Consider the following 15,413-nt stretch of genomic DNA (forward strand, 5'->3'; position numbering starts at 1 on the left):
TGCGTCAGGCGGAGCCTGAAGTGGGCTCTCTGTGGCCAAGAACACGCGACAGCACCAGGCGATCCAATGCCCACACGGCGATCAAGGAAGCCCCCACCAACGGGAAGATAATCGCCAGCCCGAGCATGATCGCCATCGCGGTTTTCCATTTGGGCAGGTCGTGGCGTAGCGGCGGTACACCCAGCCCACCCTGGGGCCGACGCTTCCACCAGATCACCACGCCGCTGACCGCGCTGAGCAGAATCATCAGGCAGATCACCAGCACGATCAGTTGGTTGACCCAGCCGAACATCTTGCCTTCGTGCAGCATCACACCCGTCTCGGTGGCGCGTGCGACCAGGTTGTAATGATCCCAACGCACATCGGCCAGGACCTTGCCAGTGTACTGGTCCACGTGCAGGGTGGCGTCGTTGCGCGGGTCGTCGGCGAACACCGCGACGGTGAACACACCGGTGGCGGTGGTGGGGAAGGTGATGCTGTAGCCGGGCTCGACCTTGCGCGCGTTGGCCAGGTCGACCACCTGTTGCAGGCGCACCGTGGGTGCGGCCGGGCCTGCGTGCATTGCGCCGTGATTCATGTGTTCGGCGTGGTCGCCTGACATCGGCATCGGCGTGTTTTCCAAGGCCCAGGGCACGGTTTGCTGGGTGGCCGTGTTGAGCACACGGGCCTGCTGGTCGGACTGCGGCACGTTGTTCCACATCGCTGCCGGGAAGGTGTTCCACAGGTCGGCGTATTGCTTGCCCCAGAAACCGGTCCAGGTCATACCGCTGAGCAGCATCACCAGCAGGAACGCCGCGCCCCAGAAACCGGCGACAGCGTGCAGGTCGCGCCAGAACAAGCGGCCACGGCTACCCAGGCGCGGCCACAACACCCCGGCCGAGGACTTGCCCCGCGGCCACCATAGGTACAGGCCGGACACCACCAGCATCACGCCCCAGCCAGCGGCGAGTTCAATCAGGCGGTCGCCGACGGTGCCGATCATCAGCTCGCCGTGCAGGACACGGGCGATGGCTTGCAGGTTGTTTTTTGCATCCTGCTCACCGAGGACGGTGCCGCGATACGGGTCGATGAACACTGTCACTTCGTGGGCACCGTTGCGCATCACGAATTGCGCGCTGCGAGTGGCGTCGGCAGGGGGCAGGTATTTACTGATCGCGGCGTGAGGGTAGGCGGCCTGGGCGCGCTGCAGTTGCTCGTCGGCGCTCAGCGCATGTTCGGCGGCGGGCACGGTGAGCAGGTGGCCGTACATCAGCGGGTCGAGCTGGGGTTTGAACAGGTAGATGATGCCGGTGAGGGCCAGCAGCAGCATGAAGGGGGCGACGAAGAGGCCGGCGTAGAAATGCCAGCGCCAGGCCAGGTTGTAGAAGGAGATCTTTTGCGTGGTCATCGGGTGCTCCGCACAAGGCTTTTGATTTTTCTTGGTCTGTTACATCGTCATCGCAGGCAAGCCAGCTCCCACAGGGGCCTGTAATCCATCTGTGGGAGCTGGCTTGCCTGCGATGCTTTTAGAAGCTCATGTCCACCTTGGTCCAGAGCGTACGCCCCGGCTCCTTGATGGCCTGCGGGTCGTTCGCCGGGTAACCGAAGCCTGCGTTACCGGCCAGGTTCAAGTGCTCGGCATAAGCCTTGCCGAACAAATTGTCGACCCCGGTGCTGACCTTGAAGTTCTTGTTGATGCGGTATGCCGCATTCAACGAGAACACGCCAAAGCCGCCACTTTTGTCGTAGTCCTTGCCAACCACGTTGCCCTTGTTCGAGTCGATGCGGTTTTGTGCAGCAACTAGCCGCCACAAGGCGCCGGCGCTCCAGTCGTCTTCGCTGTAAGTCAGGCCCAGGCGCGTGTCCAGTGGTGGCATTTGTGGCAGGGCCTTGCCGTCGCTGCTGTTCTTGCCCCAGGCATAGGCGAGGCTGGCGTCGGCTTTCCAGTGTTGGCTCAGCTTGTACGCCGCGCCCACTTCGCCGCCCATGATGCGTGCGTCCACATTGCGCGCCTGGGAGGTGATGCCCATCATGCCGGGCCTGTAGTCGAACAGGATGAAGTCGCGCACCTGGCCGACATAGCCCGAGGCCCAGGCTTCCAGGTCGGCGCTCTTGTACTGGGCGCCGAAGTCGAGCTGGGTGGTTTTCTCCGGTTTCACGCTGTCGAAGGCATTCACCGAGCCGCCCGCGCCGGTGTTGGGGGAAAACAGTTCCCAGTAATCCGGGAAACGTTGCGCGTGGCCCAGGCCGGCATACAGCGTGGTGGGGGTGTCCGCCAGGTCGTGCTCATAACGCACAAAGCCCGAGGGCAATGTATCGGCGCGGGTGTCGCCGGCAGTCGGGTTCGGGCGCGACATCATTCCCGAGCCGGTGCGTTGACGAAAATCCTTCGCCGAGGCGCGGTCCAGGCGTGCGCCGGTGATCAGGCGATCGTTGTCGGCGGCGTACCAGGTCAATTCGCCGAACACGCCGTAGTTGTGGAAATTGGCGTCCTTGTTGCGCGGCAAATCCTTGTAGGTGTCGATGCCCATACTGCTGCGCGCACGGTGTTCATTGGTCTGCGCATCCAGGCCGCTGATCAATTGCACATCCGCCCAGCGCCAGGTCGCCTTGATGCGTGCGCCAAGGGTGCGGCGGTCGACGTTAGACGCCATGGGCCCCGCCATCATGCCGGTGCCCGAAGGGACGCGCAGGCTGTAGTTGTCCATCACATGGTCGGCGTAGTTGTAGTAGACCTGGGCTTCGACCTTATCCAACACCTCGCCGAGATTGGATTTCTCGAAACGCAGCCCCAGGCTTTCGCGCAGGAACTGCGAGCCGTCCATGCCACGCCCGGCGTAGCGCGCCTCGCCGTCGCCACGCCCGGCGGTGAGTTCCAGCAGGGTGTCGGCGTCGGGCGTGAAGCCCACGGCCACGTCACCGTTCCACTTGTCATAGCGCGAGGCGACGGTGTCGTTGTTGCCGTCCTTGTAATCGTCGGCATGGGCCTGGTTGCCGATAAAGCGCATGTAGCCCAATGGGCCGCCAGCAGCGGCATCGATGACCTTGTCGAAACGCCCGTTGGAGCCGGCCAATACGCTGGCGTTGACCCGCGTGCCCAACTCGCCGAACTGCTCCGGCTCACGCTCGAACAGGATGGTGCCGGCAGACGCGCCTGGGCCCCATAGCACGGTTTGCGGGCCTTTGATTACGGTGAGCTTGTCGTAGGTTTCCGGCGAGATGTACGAGGTGGGGGCATCCATCCGCCCAGGGCACGCGCCGAGCATCATGCCGCCGTTGGTGAGGATATTCAGGCGCGAGCCGAACATGCCGCGCAGCACCGGGTCGCCATTGGTGCCGCCGTTGCGCACCAGGGCGAAGCCGGGGATGGTCTTGAGGTAGTCGCCGCCATCGCTGGCGGGCACCGGTTGGCGCGGGTCTTTGGGGTTGGTGACCACGGTCAGCGGTGAGCTGGGGGCGATAGCGGTGATGACCGTGGGGCTCAGCTCATGCTCGCCGGCGTGAGCGTGGGCAGCCAATAGTGCGCCGCATAACGCGGTGAGCAGGGCAGTACTTCCCAAACGGGTGTCAGCAGAAAACCTGGACATGACAAATTCCATCAATCAATCGTAAACAACACGGCCAGCAGCCTACGGCTGTCTGTCTAAAGTCGGCCGGGGTGAAGTAACGCGGTGAAGGGCTTACGAAGCGATGGGCGGCGCACGGCTACGGGCGCCGGGGAAGATGCTCTGCCGGGCATGGCCCAGGCGCGTGGCGGGGGTGAGGGCGTTGGCGGGCGGCGGGGTGCCGAGGGTTACGTAGGAGACGCTGCCGGGCAGGGCCGGGCAACTGAACAGCAGGTCGCAATAGCCGCACTTGGCCCAGAGTGCGTGGTGTTCGGCGGGGGCTTGGGTGTGATGGGGTTCGCCGTGGTCGCTCGGCATCTCCATGGGCATTTCCATGGACATACCGGCGTGATGATCCATCGGCATCGCCTGGGAAATCAGCGGACCGATAAAGATCATCAGCATGGCGAACAGGCTGATCCAACTGCCGCGCTTCACGCGGTAGTGGGGAGACAACCTGGCGCGAGGGGCGCCCATCGAGGTTGGCTTACTGGGCGTGCATATGCTCGTGGCCGGCCATCGGTGGCGCTTTGTGCACCGACACTTGCACCTGGACCTTGCCAGCTTTCTCGAAGGTCAGGGTCAGTGGGAATTGCTTGCCATCGGCCAGCAGGCTGCGGTCTTTGAGGCCCAGCAGCATGACGTGGTAAGCCATCGGCGCGAAGGTCAGCTCACCCTTGGCCGGTACGGCGACGCTGGGCACTTGTTGCATCTTCATCAGATCGCCTTGCATCACATGCTCATGCAACTCGGCTTTCTCTGCGACGCTGGTTTCAACGCCGAGCAGGCGATCCGGGGTAGCCCCGGTGTTATGAATCACAAAGTACGCCGCGACGGTGGGCGCATTCGGCGGCAATTCCTGGGACCAGGGATTGCTGACCTCCAAGTCGCCGGCCTTGTAGTCCTCGGCATTGGCAGCACTGAACACCGGCAGCAGCAACGCAGCCAGAAGCAGGGAAGATTTAAGCATGGCAGTTCTCCAGAACGGTTCTAAACGCAGTTCACTTGCGAAGAAAATCAGACCGTTGGAGAGGCGCGGGGGTTAAGGCTTGGCCATTGCTGGCGCGGGGTGGGATTGCGCAATAAGCGCGGCGGCAGGCTCTGCACCGCCTCGAAGCGTGTCACATACAACTGCGGCACATGCCCCGGCAACGCCACCAACGGCGCCGAACCCGAGCAACACCAGCAATGCTGCATAGCCGAGTGATCGTCCGGCGGTGCCGGGATTTCCAGCTTGCCCAGGGCAATCGCCTTAAGGCTGGCGCCATTGGACGAACAGAACCCGCCCCACATCAGACGCTTGATCGGGTCATCGGTCTGCTGCATCGCACTGGCCAACGGCATGGCAAACGCATTGAACAGCACTGCAAGGCAGGCGATCCAGGCAATTGCAAAGCGTTGACGGGCCATGGCGGATAATCCGTAGGGTTAAACGATCAGGCGGGTATTTAGCCTGATCGAGGGGGATAAGTAAAAAGGGCGGGTGTGGTTTGGTGTCGCAGTGGTGGGTTTGAGGATAGACGAGAACGGCCGCTTGCCAATTTTGTAGAAGGGACGCAGCGCACCAGGCGACGCTGAACACTGTGGGAGCTGGCTTGCCTGCGATAGCATCACCTCGTTCCAACTGGAAGACCGAGTCGCCTGCATCGCAGGCAAGCCAGCTCCCACCTGCCCAGCCCCCCGCTCAATCGTTTGCGCGTTCATTGATGTGCGCTTGGTAAGAGGGTGGTCAACGCGGTCAATCGCGGCCCATATCAACCAAAGTGAACGCTAAACCACATACGGTTTTATCGGATAAATATTGCACGGCTATCCTTGCGTTTGAGTGGGTTTCCAAGCTGAGTCGATAGGAATCCCATCCACCTGTAGCTCCAATCGGTAACGGTAATTTCACTGGCCCTTTGGACTCGTGTGGCATTCCAAGCGTTTTTCGGATGCTGTCTTGGTTCATTGAGAGGGTGAGGGGTACAGGCAGTTCACCGGAATACTTGGGCTCGCCTTGTGCCAGTGAAATCAGGCAAAAAACGATTCGCTCCAATCTCATGGTTTCGGCCCAAAACCAAAGCTCAACGCCTGGCTCTGGTTTATGAATGAAATGGGAGTTTTGACCGTTTTCAAATAATGGCTTTATTGACCCGGCACGAAGTAAGCCCTCGGCAACAAAATCATCGTAGGTGCGTCCCAAGCGTTTTACCAAGCGATCAATGTTTACTGCTTCCATCCTAGTACCACCCCTGGTTTTCGTTGACCTTATGCATTCGGGTGCGTGCCATCTCGAGATCAGTCTCAGCGAAGCCGTGATCCAGGAGGTATGGCTTGATAGCATCAAAATTGTTGTCTGCCGCCTGACGAAGATCGTCGGCATCTAACGTCTGCTTTTTCTCCGTGTTTCGCTAACCGTAAGTCTCACTAAACTTTTGATGGATGTAAGACGGAATAGCAATGCTCGCAGCATTATTTAACGCTTCCTTGAGCTGCTTCTCTGTAAAGCTTATTGCATAGCGTTCGAGATGACGTCTTATCGCTGCCTGCGAGGGTATGTGATCCACGTGCAACCCGTTGCGCAGTCGTCCACTGAACGCACCGTAAATATCAACTTCCAACGGCCTGACCGCCGGCTTGGCAAACACCAAATACAACGGCGCCACACCCGAATCAGCCGGAAACGAAATGATCGTATCCTGCCAGGTGATGTTTTCTGCATCCCGCCCTGGATAGTGACTGATCGCCGAATCTTGCCCCACCGCAATCGGATGAACAAACATGTTATCCAAGCGTTCCGGTGTTCCGGGATACGGGCTCGGCACGCTGACAACCGGGCCGAGGTTCGGCGTCCATGTGATGCTGATGCCATCCAGCACCGCGACCATCGCGCTGTGATCCTCATTCCACCGGGCTTGCGCAACGGGTACGCGGTCGGCGCCACTGCCAGGTTGGGTATGTAGGCCGTAAGCACGCAGTTCACCGGACTCATCCTGGCGAAACTGAAAACGCACTCGCGTGCTGGCCAAACGCATCCCTTCCAACTGCTCCGGGGTGTACAGCGTTGAGTCACCGATATCCCGTGGCCAGAAGGCCAGCAGCACGAGGTTGAGGGCGGAACCGGCGCCGGCCAACCCTCGTACGGCCCAGGCACCGAGGTCGCTGCCGAGTGTGCCGGCTACCCTGCCGACGGCGCCCGTGGTACCGGTTGAGGCCATAAGGGCAGTGGTGCCGAAGTTTTTGGCGTTTTCCGGGGCGGTGCCCGCAGCTGTAGAACCGGCCGGTACCGAAACGCAGGATTTGGCAAAAACGCAGGTATCAGCGGCACGATTCGACGCAACGGGCGCGGCATAATTCGCAGGGGGCGAGGCGGATGCAGTCGGCCTCATTACAATCGGGGTGACACGTTGAGGTTGGGGACCGAACTCCTGAGATTTGGAACTCTGATTGGCAATCAACTCCGGCGGCGGATCGCATTTGCAGATGCACAGATCACCCTCCAGTGCCGCTTGTTTGCCGTTCCACTCTTCGTGCAAATGAGGGCCGGTAAGCGCGATGAAGCCTTCAGTGCCGCATGCCGGACAAGCGACCCGGTCACCCTCCCTCGAGATCATTTCGCCGTTGAAACTGGTGCCCTCACAACCGCTGGTTACCTTGCCACCCACCGTGGTGGTTGAACCGGTGGTGATGTTGTAGCGCCTCACATCTGACTCTCCACGCGATAACCAGCCTTTAGAAGACCAGGAATACCCTCGCCGTCCGCGTACTCCACCACCTGAGCCAGGTTTTGCAGGCTGCTCGTCACGGTGTCGCCGTTGTCGGTAGCGCTGCCGACAATGGCGATGGGCAGACCTTTGTAGGTGGCTGCGAAACCTGCTCCCGAGACAATTTCGCTCTCTTTGCCATCGGGGTAGCGCACTCGGTCGCCGACGCATGCGATGCGCAAGTCATGGATCTCTAGGCTGGTGCTTGCAGTGATAATTTCTCCGCCCATACGCGTTCTCGAGCCGAGTGTCGCGTAGTCGTAGATGGCTTTGATTGGGCGAGTTGATGGTTGGATTTCGGTAGCGGTGTCTTTCATGTTTCGTCCTTTTTATTATCCGCACAGGAGGGCCCAAACACAGTCGTGGCACTGACTTATGCAAAGGGAATGGCGCGCAAATGGCGCAAGAAAGATGGTGCTGGCAGGCGCAAAGCCAAACAACTGTCCGTTCGGCTAGGTATTGGGAAAAACAGAAACGTCTTACACGGCTTTGAGGTTGCCCCTAGGACACTCCATATCTAGTCTCCTTACACCGCTGCAAACGAAGCGGTCGGGCGTCGCGGCCCGGATTGATTAAGCTCCCCTTGCGTTAAGGAGCTTCACAATGAACAAAAACACCCTCAATACCCCCATCCGGCTATTTACCGTGGCCGATGGAATCAGCACTGAAGATCTGTTGGTCAACCTCAGCGAAACACTCGCCTCGGCCAATGCGCTGAGTTGCGACCTGGCCTTTGACCTGGAAGGCCCTAAACGAGAGGAGTTGCTGGGTGTTGCACAGTTGATCGAGCTGGCGCAGTTGCTGGCTGATCGGATGCACAGTGGTGTCGGGCTGGGGACCGCCGCAAGCCGCTAGCAACACAGTACAAATGTGGGAGGGGGCTTGCTCCCGATAGCAGTGTGTCAGTTGCTGATTTGCTGGCTGCGCTACTGCAATCGGGAGCGAGCTCCCTCCCACATGAGATTGTGGCGTTTAAAGAATGCTGATTGCCTGTAGCACCGCTGACGTTGCTGTGCATTCATGCTGGTTGATATTGCAAATTATGCGGCGGGTACGCCGTGGACCTGCATATCGACACCCAGGGCTTTTCTAATCACGGCAAAAATCGCCGCAAGGTTATCCATGCTGGGGTTGCCGCTGGCCGAAAGCATTCGGTGCAGGCTTTTGCTAGGTTTGGCGGTTTGTTTGGCAAGGCCTTCAAAGCCTACTGTGGCGTTGACTAAATCACGCAGGATCACGCGAGATATTTCCGGCTCGCCATTGAGAAATAGCGTAGCGGCCTCGTCGAGAAGCGCCTGGGCGAATGCAGGGTCTCGCTGGGCACGTTCAGCGATGGTGTGTTTGTAGCTACGGGTAAGCGCCATGCTGGTCACCTCTTTTGTTTCAATTTCTTGTCACGCTGATACTCATTAATCAGCGACTTTACGACCTTGATATCGCGCTTTTGACTGGACTTATCACCACCACCGAACAGGATGATTAATCGATGTCCTTCTCGTATCAAATAGATTCGCAAGCCGGGTTCCCAGTCGATACGGTATTCGCCTAGCCCATCGAACCACTTGATGTTGCTGGTGTTGCCTGTTTCAAGCCGAACTAAAGCGGTTGAAACTCGAGTTGCCGCTGGGACACTCAAGGATGAAAACCACTCATCGAACGGACTGGAATCGTTGTCGCGTTGGTATTCTTCGATCTCAATCATTAGCCATCTTGAAGGTAACAAATAGGTTACTAATCAAGCAGGCGAGCGATCCTGACTCATCGAGTGAAGTTTGCCAACGCGCTGAGTGTTTCTTCAGACGACAGGAATTCCCTGTCTACTTGAGCCAACACCGGCCGCTTCAACACCAACACCGGCACCCCCTGCTCACGCGCCACTTCCAGCTTCGGCTCGGTGGCGGTGCTGCCGCTGTTCTTGCTGATCAGCACATCAATTCGCCGTTCTTCGAATAACGCCCGCTCGTCCTCGATGAGGAACGGCCCGCGTGCGCCGATCACTTCACAGCGCTTGTTGCCCGGATACACATCCAGCGCGCGCAAGGTCCAGAACTGCTCGGCGGGGATTTCGTCGAGGTGCTGCAAGGGTTCGCGACCCAAGGTGAACAGCGGGCGCTTGAAGGGTTTGAGCGCTTCGACCAGTTCGGCCCAGTCGGCGACCTCTCGCCAGTCATCCCCCGGCTGCGGCTGCCAGGCCGGGCGTCGCAATGCCCAGCAAGGTACGCCGCATGCCCTTGCAGCCTCGGCCGCGTTGCGGCTGATCTGCGCCGCATACGGGTGCGTAGCATCAAGGATCAGGCTGATGCGTTCGGCACGTACAAACTGCGCCAGGCCTTCACTACCGCCGTAGCCGCCGACCCGCACCTGGCAGGTGAGGTCGGTGGGTACGCGGCCCACGCCGGCCAGGCTGTAGACGTGTTCAGGCCCCAAGGTGCGGGCGATGGCCAGCGCTTCCGTGACGCCGCCCAGCAGCAGAATTCTTTTCATAGCGGCTTGATCACTTCCAGCAACGTGATCGGCAGCGCCTGGCGCCAGGTATCGAACTCGCCCAAGGGCTGCGCCTGGGCCACATGGATGCGGGTCAGTTCGCCGCCATGCTCGGCACGCCAGTTCATCAAGGTCATTTCGCTTTGCAGGGTCACGGCATTGGCAACCAGGCGGCCACCGGGGCGCAGGTGTTGCCAGCAGGTGTCGAGCACGCCGTCGCGGGTGACGCCGCCGCCGATGAAGATGGCGTCTGGTGTTTCCAGGCCGCTTAACGCCTCCGGCGCCTTGCCGCGAATCAGTTGCAGACCGGGCACCCCGAGGGCGTCGCGGTTGTGTTCGATCAGGCCTTGGCGGCCGGTGTTGGCTTCAATCGCCAAGGCGCGACAGCTGGGATGGGTGCGCATCCATTCAATACCGATGGAGCCGCTGCCCGCGCCCACGTCCCATAACAGTTCGCCCGGCATGGGGGCGAGGCGGGCGAGGGTCATGGCGCGCACATCGCGCTTGGTCAGTTGGCCGTCGTGTTGGAAGGCCGAGTCCGGCAAGCCGGCAAGACGCGACAGACGTGGTGCGTCGGCATCTGCCAGGCAGTCGATGGCGACCAGGTTCAAATCGGCAACCGCAGCCTGCTCCCACGCATGCGCGTGCCCGTCGATACGCCGCTCATCCGGGCCGCCCAGGTGTTCAAACACACGGATGCGGCTGGAGCCAAAACCACGTTCGACCAACAACGCGGCGATCAAGGCGGGGCTGCTGCCGTCATTGCTCAATACCAACAAGCGCACGCCACTGGCCAGGTGCGCGTTGATTGCCGCCAATGGCCGCGCCACTACCGACAATGTCACCACCTCCTGCAACGGCCAGCCCAAGCGCGCCGCCGCCAGGGATACCGACGAGGGCGCGGGCAAAATCGTCAACTCCTCAGCCGCCACTTGCCGGGCCAGGCTGGCGCCGACGCCATAGAACATCGGGTCGCCACTGGCCAACACGCACACCGGCGTACCTCGGCGCGACAACACCGGCTCCATGGAAAACGGGCTCGGCCACAGTTGGCGCTCGCCACCAATACACAGCGGCAGCAGGTCCAACTGGCGCTGAGCACCTATAATCCGCGTGGCGCGCAACAGGGCATGCCGGGCATTCCTGCCCAGGCCTTTGAAGCCGTCTTCACCGATGCCTACAACCGTCAGCCAGGGCGACATATCAATTCCTTGAACGACATCCGACGGGCAGGCTTTTCATGCCGCCGGACAAAGCAGGCATAATACCGCGCCTTTACCCGTCAACCGGTAGCCCCGTGAACTCAACGCCTGCTGTGAATACCTTGCGCCCCTCGGCTTGTCCGGGGTTGCTGCGTATTGTCCAGGCGTTGGACGGCGGCATTTGCCGGGTCAAATTGGCGGGCGGCGCGATCACTGCCGCCCAGGCCCACGCCGTGGCAGAGGCGGCCCAAGCGTATGCGGGCGGGGTGATCGAGGCGACCAACCGCGCCAACCTGCAGATTCGCGGCATCGGCGCCGAGCAGAAAGCGTTGATCGCCCGGCTGCTGGCGGCGGGCCTGGGCCCCAGCAACGCAGGCGGTGACGATGTGCGCAACCTGATGCTCAGCCCCAGCGCCGGCATCGACCCGCAGATGCTGTTCGACACCCGCCCGCTGGCCGCGCAGATTCTCGCCACCCTGGAGAACCATCCGAGTTTCCATCAACTGTCGGCCAAGTTCGCGGTGCAACTCGACGGCGGCGAAGACCTGGCGATGCTCGAGCATCACCACGACCTGTGGTTGTCGGCATTCGTACGCCATGGCGAAACCCTGCTCGCGTTCGGCCTGGCGGGTTGTCCGGGCCTGGATGCGCCCGTGGCGGCCGTGCCATTGCATCAGGGGCATGGGTTGGTGGTGGCCGTGCTCCAAGCGTTTCTGGACCTCGCCACCCCAGAGCAAACGCGCATGCGCCATTTGCCTGTGGATAACGTGCTGAGCCATTTGCGGGTGCCGTTGCTGCCCGTCGACGGCTTCACACGCCCGCCCAGCGACGCGTCGCTGCAGGTGGGCACTTATCCACAAGTGCAAAAGAATCAGTTCTACGTTGCCGCCCTCGCGCCCTTGGGCCGCCTGGACCCAACGATGCTCAAGGGCGCCGCACAACTGGCCAGTGACTATGGGGACGGCTCCTTGCGCTTCACCCCTTGGCAAGGCGTGCTGGTGCCCAACGTCGAAAAGCCTCACGCCGTGACCGAGCGCCTGGCGCAACTGGGCTTTATCTGCTCCCTCGGCCACCCGCTGGCGCGCATGATTGCCTGCACCGGCTCCAGCGGCTGCGCAAAAGGCCTGGCCGACACCAAGGCCGACGCCGTGCAACTGGCCGCTCTGCAATCGAGCGTTGAGGTGCATCTGTCCGGCTGCCCGCGCTCCTGCGCTGCCGCGCACACCGCGCCCGTCACCTTGCTGGCGGTGAGCCCCGGCCACTACGACCTCTATTTTCGCGACGCAGCCCACCCGGGTTTCGGTCGGCTGCACGCGCGCACTCTTTCCATTGAAGCGGCGGGCGCCCTGTTACGCGCTCGCCCACGGAGCAACACCGATGATTGATTACATCCGCGACGGTCAGGAGATCTATCGCAACTCCTTCGCCATTATTCGCGCGGAAGCCAACCTGGACCGCATCCCGGCCGACCTGGAAAAACTCGCGGTGCGGGTGATCCATGCGTGCGGCATGGTGGAGGCCATCGACGGTCTGCAGTTTTCCGAAGGTGCGGGCAAGGCCGGGCGCGATGCGCTGGCCGCTGGTGCGCCGATCCTGTGTGATGCGCGGATGGTCTCCGAGGGCGTGACCCGTGCGCGTCTGCCGGCCAATAACGAGGTGATCTGCACCTTGCGTGATGACAGCGTGCCCGAGCTGGCGCGCGAGTTGGGCAATACCCGCTCTGCCGCTGCACTGGAACTGTGGCGCCCGCATTTGGAAGGCAGTGTGGTGGTGATCGGCAATGCGCCGACCGCGTTGTTCTATCTGTTGGAAATGCTCGATGCCGGCGCGCCGAAACCGGCGTTGATCCTGGGTTTCCCGGTGGGCTTTGTCGGCGCCGCCGAATCCAAGGCGATGCTCGCCGCTGACAGCCGTGGGGTGCCGTTCGTGATCATGCAAGGCCGCCTGGGCGGCAGCGCCATGGCTGCCGCCGCCGTCAATGCCCTGGCCACGGAGGTCGAATAATGCAGGTGCGCGGACGTTTGATCGGCCTGGGCGTCGGCCCCGGTGACCCCGAACTGATTACCCTCAAAGCCCTGCGCCTGCTGCGTGAATCGCCGGTGGTGGCGTACTTCGTGGCCAAGGGCAAGAAGGGCAACGCCTTCGGCATCATCGAGGACCACCTGGTGCCGCAACAGACCCTGATGCCGCTGGTGTACCCGGTGACCACCGAAGTGCTGCCCGCGCCGCTGTCCTACGAGCAGGTGATCAGCGACTTCTACGACAACGCCAGCCTCGACGTGGCCGCGCACCTGGACGCAGGCCGCGATGTGGCGGTGATCTGCGAAGGGGACCCGTTCTTCTACGGTTCCTACATGTACCTGCATGACCGCCTGGCCGAGCGCTACGACGCCGAGGTGATTCCAGGCGTGTGTTCGATGCTCGGTGGCGCCTCGGTACTCGGTGCGCCGTTGGTGTATCGCAACCAGAGCTTGTCGGTGCTCTCCGGCGTATTGCCCCATGAGGACCTCAAGCGCCGCCTGGCGGATGCCGATGCCGCCGTGATCATGAAGCTGGGGCGCAACTTCCCGAAGGTGCGCCAAGTGTTGGAAGAGTTGGGCCTGGCCGAGCGGGCGTTGTATGTGGAGCGTGCGACCATGGCCAACCAGAAGATCGTGCCGCTGGACCAGGTGGAGCCGATGTCTTCGCCGTATTTCTCACTGATCATCGTGCCCGGTGAACGGTGGCAAGGTTGATGACCCCGGCGATTGTGATTCTGGGCCAGGGCAGCCTGGCGACTGCGCGCAAGCTCCAGCAGGTTTATCCCGGCGCGTTGATCCATGGCCTGGCCACACGGGTTGAAGGTGCAGACCGCACCTACAGCGAATTCGGCGCGACCTTGCGTCAGCTCTATCAGCAGGGCACGCCACTGATTGCCCTGTGCGCCGCGGGTATTGTTATCCGCACCCTGGCGCCGTTGCTGTTGGAAAAGGGCGAGGAACCCGCCGTGCTGGCGGTGGCCGAAGACGGCAGCGCCGTGGTGCCGTTGCTCGGTGGCCTGGGTGGCGTGAACCTGATGGCGCGCGACATTGCAGCGGCACTCGGTGTGTCCGCCGCCATCACTACCAGCGGCGAGCTGCGTTTTGGCACCTGCCTGCTCAACCCGCCGGCGGGCTATCAATTGGCCGATATCGAGTTGGGCAAACGCTTTGTCTCCGACCTTCTGGCCGGCGAAAGCGTGCGTATCGAAGGCACGGCGCCATGGCTGGAGGACGCTAACCTGCCTCAGGACCAACAAGCGCGCCTGGCGATTCATGTAGGCAGTGCCGAACGCACACCGGCAGCCAACGAGTTGCTGATTTACCCGCAGAATGTCTACGTCATCTGCCGGTCGGGTGCGCAGTTGGCCGAGCGTGTGCGCACGGCGCTGCAAGAGGCGGGTGTGGCCGTGCAATCCCTGGCCTGCCTGCTGGCCAGCGACTTGCAGATGGCTGACGCGTCGTTGCATGAAGCTGCGTCGGCCTTGGGCGTACCGCTGCGTTTTGCTGCGCTGACACCCGTTGCGGATATCAGCATTACCGTGGCCGAGCAGCCCTTGGACCTGTCACAGGTGGGGCGCCCGCGCGGGCGTCTGGCGGTGATCGGCCTGGGCCCCGGCGCCGCTGAACTGATGGTGCCGGCGGTGAAGGCGGAACTGGCGCGTTGCACCGATGTGCTGGGGTATGAAACCTACGTGCGCATGGCCGGGCCGTTCCGGGACGATCAAGTGCAACACTGCACTGACAACCGCGAAGAAATGCAGCGCGCTCGCCATGCTTTCGAGTTGGCCGCGCAGGGCCGCTCGGTGGTGGTGGTGTCGTCCGGCGACCCTGGCGTATTCGCCATGGCTGCGGCAGTGATCGAAGCGCTGCACGAGTCCAGCGAGCCGGCCTGGCATAAGGTCGACCTGGAAATCCTGCCGGGGGTTTCCGCTTCGCTGGCCACCGCTGCCCAGGCGGGCGCGCCGCTGGGGCATGACTTCTGTGTGATGTCGCTGTCGGATAACCTCAAGCCCTGGTCGATCATCGAAAAACGCCTGGACCTGGCTTCCCAGGCCGACCTGGCCTTGGCGTTCTACAACCCGATCTCGCGGTCGCGGCCTTGGCAACTGGGGCGCGCCCTGGAGATCGTCGCGCTGCATCGCACGCCACAGACGCCGGTGGTGCTGGGCCGTGACATCGGCCGCCCAGGCCAGACGCTGCGCGTCACCACCTTGGGGCAACTGACCCCCGAACAGGTGGACATGCGCACCATGGTGCTGATCGGTTCATCCACCACCTGTGTGTTCCCTCGCGCCGGTGGCGGCGAGTGGGTGTACACGCCACGTTGGTATGGCGACAAACCCAACTCCTGAAAACAGCCCCGTTGGCTGCCGGAAA

17 protein-coding genes are annotated in these 15,413 nt (G+C 61.9%); 5 read left to right on the forward strand and 12 right to left on the reverse strand.

The annotated features are described in order from the left end of the window. Positions 1-4: 4 nt before the first annotated feature. The 8 genes from TX24_RS02365 to TX24_RS30230 form a co-directional block, all read right to left on the reverse strand. Positions 5-1,387 (reverse strand): PepSY-associated TM helix domain-containing protein, encoded by a 1,383-nt coding sequence (locus TX24_RS02365; RefSeq protein WP_057709626.1) that lies wholly within the window; start codon positions 1,385-1,387, stop codon positions 5-7. 118 nt (positions 1,388-1,505) lie between these two features. Further along, the gene (locus TX24_RS02370; protein WP_057709627.1) at positions 1,506-3,566 is read right to left on the reverse strand and encodes a TonB-dependent copper receptor; all 2,061 of its coding nucleotides are present in this window, start codon (positions 3,564-3,566) and stop codon (positions 1,506-1,508) included. Between the two features lie 93 nt (positions 3,567-3,659). Beyond that, entirely contained in the window at positions 3,660-4,061 is a 402-nt protein-coding gene (locus TX24_RS02375) for a DUF2946 domain-containing protein (RefSeq protein WP_032900381.1), read from the reverse strand. 10 nt (positions 4,062-4,071) lie between these two features. Beyond that, complete coding sequence (locus tag TX24_RS02380; protein WP_057702642.1) at positions 4,072-4,554, reverse strand: copper chaperone PCu(A)C; 483 nt, start codon at positions 4,552-4,554, stop codon at positions 4,072-4,074. Positions 4,555-4,601: 47 nt separating this feature from the next. Continuing rightward, positions 4,602-4,994 carry a DUF2946 domain-containing protein gene (locus TX24_RS02385; RefSeq protein WP_003188156.1) on the reverse strand — a complete coding sequence of 131 codons (393 nt, stop codon included), beginning with the start codon at positions 4,992-4,994 and terminating at the stop codon, positions 4,602-4,604. Positions 4,995-5,322: 328 nt separating this feature from the next. Beyond that, positions 5,323-5,805, reverse strand: a complete 483-nt coding sequence (locus TX24_RS30225; RefSeq protein WP_082628734.1) for a DUF6392 family protein — start codon at positions 5,803-5,805, stop codon at positions 5,323-5,325. Between the two features lie 172 nt (positions 5,806-5,977). Beyond that, positions 5,978-7,270: an S-type pyocin domain-containing protein gene (locus tag TX24_RS02390; protein ID WP_244175810.1), complete on the reverse strand. Its 1,293-nt coding sequence runs from the start codon at positions 7,268-7,270 to the stop codon at positions 5,978-5,980. Further along, positions 7,267-7,647 (reverse strand): PAAR domain-containing protein, encoded by a 381-nt coding sequence (locus tag TX24_RS30230; RefSeq protein WP_003190958.1) that lies wholly within the window; start codon positions 7,645-7,647, stop codon positions 7,267-7,269. The genes TX24_RS02390 and TX24_RS30230 overlap by 4 nt, the downstream gene beginning before the upstream one ends. 286 nt (positions 7,648-7,933) lie before the next feature. Between TX24_RS30230 and TX24_RS02400 the strand changes: the two genes are divergently transcribed. Beyond that, positions 7,934-8,185 carry a DUF6124 family protein gene (locus tag TX24_RS02400; protein WP_057709628.1) on the forward strand — a complete coding sequence of 84 codons (252 nt, stop codon included), beginning with the start codon at positions 7,934-7,936 and terminating at the stop codon, positions 8,183-8,185. A 185-nt stretch (positions 8,186-8,370) separates the two neighbouring features. Here the strand turns inward: TX24_RS02400 and TX24_RS02405 are convergent, their stop codons facing one another. Genes TX24_RS02405 through TX24_RS02420 form a run of 4 tightly spaced genes read right to left on the reverse strand, consistent with a single transcriptional unit; the run spans position 8,371 to position 11,016 of the window. After that, positions 8,371-8,694 (reverse strand): helix-turn-helix domain-containing transcriptional regulator, encoded by a 324-nt coding sequence (locus TX24_RS02405; RefSeq protein ID WP_014716718.1) that lies wholly within the window; start codon positions 8,692-8,694, stop codon positions 8,371-8,373. Positions 8,695-8,699: 5 nt separating this feature from the next. Next, positions 8,700-9,032: a type II toxin-antitoxin system RelE/ParE family toxin gene (locus TX24_RS02410; protein ID WP_057709629.1), complete on the reverse strand. Its 333-nt coding sequence runs from the start codon at positions 9,030-9,032 to the stop codon at positions 8,700-8,702. 56 nt (positions 9,033-9,088) lie between these two features. Further along, the gene (locus tag TX24_RS02415; RefSeq protein WP_057709630.1) at positions 9,089-9,814 is read right to left on the reverse strand and encodes a cobalt-precorrin-6A reductase; all 726 of its coding nucleotides are present in this window, start codon (positions 9,812-9,814) and stop codon (positions 9,089-9,091) included. Continuing rightward, positions 9,811-11,016, reverse strand: coding sequence for a bifunctional cobalt-precorrin-7 (C(5))-methyltransferase/cobalt-precorrin-6B (C(15))-methyltransferase (locus TX24_RS02420; RefSeq protein WP_057709631.1), 1,206 nt, complete (start codon positions 11,014-11,016; stop codon positions 9,811-9,813). Before TX24_RS02420 ends, TX24_RS02415 begins: the two co-directional genes overlap by 4 nt. Positions 11,017-11,054: 38 nt before the next feature. Between TX24_RS02420 and cobG the strand changes: the two genes are divergently transcribed. The 4 genes from cobG to cobJ are packed head-to-tail and all read left to right on the forward strand — an operon-like array spanning position 11,055 to position 15,388. Beyond that, complete coding sequence (gene cobG / locus TX24_RS02425; protein WP_034134788.1) at positions 11,055-12,401, forward strand: precorrin-3B synthase; 1,347 nt, start codon at positions 11,055-11,057, stop codon at positions 12,399-12,401. Continuing rightward, entirely contained in the window at positions 12,394-13,020 is a 627-nt protein-coding gene (locus tag TX24_RS02430; RefSeq protein ID WP_034134789.1) for a precorrin-8X methylmutase, read from the forward strand. Before cobG ends, TX24_RS02430 begins: the two co-directional genes overlap by 8 nt. Continuing rightward, entirely contained in the window at positions 13,020-13,751 is a 732-nt protein-coding gene (locus TX24_RS02435; protein ID WP_032893769.1) for a precorrin-2 C(20)-methyltransferase, read from the forward strand. Before TX24_RS02430 ends, TX24_RS02435 begins: the two co-directional genes overlap by 1 nt. Beyond that, positions 13,751-15,388, forward strand: coding sequence for a precorrin-3B C(17)-methyltransferase (gene cobJ, locus TX24_RS02440; protein WP_057709632.1), 1,638 nt, complete (start codon positions 13,751-13,753; stop codon positions 15,386-15,388). Before TX24_RS02435 ends, cobJ begins: the two co-directional genes overlap by 1 nt. The last annotated feature ends 25 nt before the right edge of the window (positions 15,389-15,413 follow it).

This window comes from Pseudomonas lactis (assembly GCF_001439845.1).
Taxonomy (GTDB): domain Bacteria; phylum Pseudomonadota; class Gammaproteobacteria; order Pseudomonadales; family Pseudomonadaceae; genus Aquipseudomonas; species Aquipseudomonas lactis.

Coding starts and splice junctions, on each gene's coding strand:
- TX24_RS02365 (WP_057709626.1), bottom strand. CDS start 1,387: ATGACCACGCAAAAGATCTCCTTCTACAACCTGGCCTGGCGCTGGCAT.
- TX24_RS02370 (WP_057709627.1), bottom strand. CDS start 3,566: ATGTCCAGGTTTTCTGCTGACACCCGTTTGGGAAGTACTGCCCTGCTC.
- TX24_RS02375 (WP_032900381.1), bottom strand. CDS start 4,061: ATGGGCGCCCCTCGCGCCAGGTTGTCTCCCCACTACCGCGTGAAGCGC.
- TX24_RS02380 (WP_057702642.1), bottom strand. CDS start 4,554: ATGCTTAAATCTTCCCTGCTTCTGGCTGCGTTGCTGCTGCCGGTGTTC.
- TX24_RS02385 (WP_003188156.1), bottom strand. CDS start 4,994: ATGGCCCGTCAACGCTTTGCAATTGCCTGGATCGCCTGCCTTGCAGTG.
- TX24_RS30225 (WP_082628734.1), bottom strand. CDS start 5,805: ATGGAAGCAGTAAACATTGATCGCTTGGTAAAACGCTTGGGACGCACC.
- TX24_RS30230 (WP_003190958.1), bottom strand. CDS start 7,647: ATGAAAGACACCGCTACCGAAATCCAACCATCAACTCGCCCAATCAAA.
- TX24_RS02400 (WP_057709628.1), top strand. CDS start 7,934: ATGAACAAAAACACCCTCAATACCCCCATCCGGCTATTTACCGTGGCC.
- TX24_RS02405 (WP_014716718.1), bottom strand. CDS start 8,694: ATGGCGCTTACCCGTAGCTACAAACACACCATCGCTGAACGTGCCCAG.
- TX24_RS02410 (WP_057709629.1), bottom strand. CDS start 9,032: ATGATTGAGATCGAAGAATACCAACGCGACAACGATTCCAGTCCGTTC.
- TX24_RS02415 (WP_057709630.1), bottom strand. CDS start 9,814: ATGAAAAGAATTCTGCTGCTGGGCGGCGTCACGGAAGCGCTGGCCATC.
- TX24_RS02420 (WP_057709631.1), bottom strand. CDS start 11,016: ATGTCGCCCTGGCTGACGGTTGTAGGCATCGGTGAAGACGGCTTCAAA.
- cobG (WP_034134788.1), top strand. CDS start 11,055: ATGCCGCCGGACAAAGCAGGCATAATACCGCGCCTTTACCCGTCAACC.
- TX24_RS02430 (WP_034134789.1), top strand. CDS start 12,394: ATGATTGATTACATCCGCGACGGTCAGGAGATCTATCGCAACTCCTTC.
- TX24_RS02435 (WP_032893769.1), top strand. CDS start 13,020: ATGCAGGTGCGCGGACGTTTGATCGGCCTGGGCGTCGGCCCCGGTGAC.
- cobJ (WP_057709632.1), top strand. CDS start 13,751: ATGACCCCGGCGATTGTGATTCTGGGCCAGGGCAGCCTGGCGACTGCG.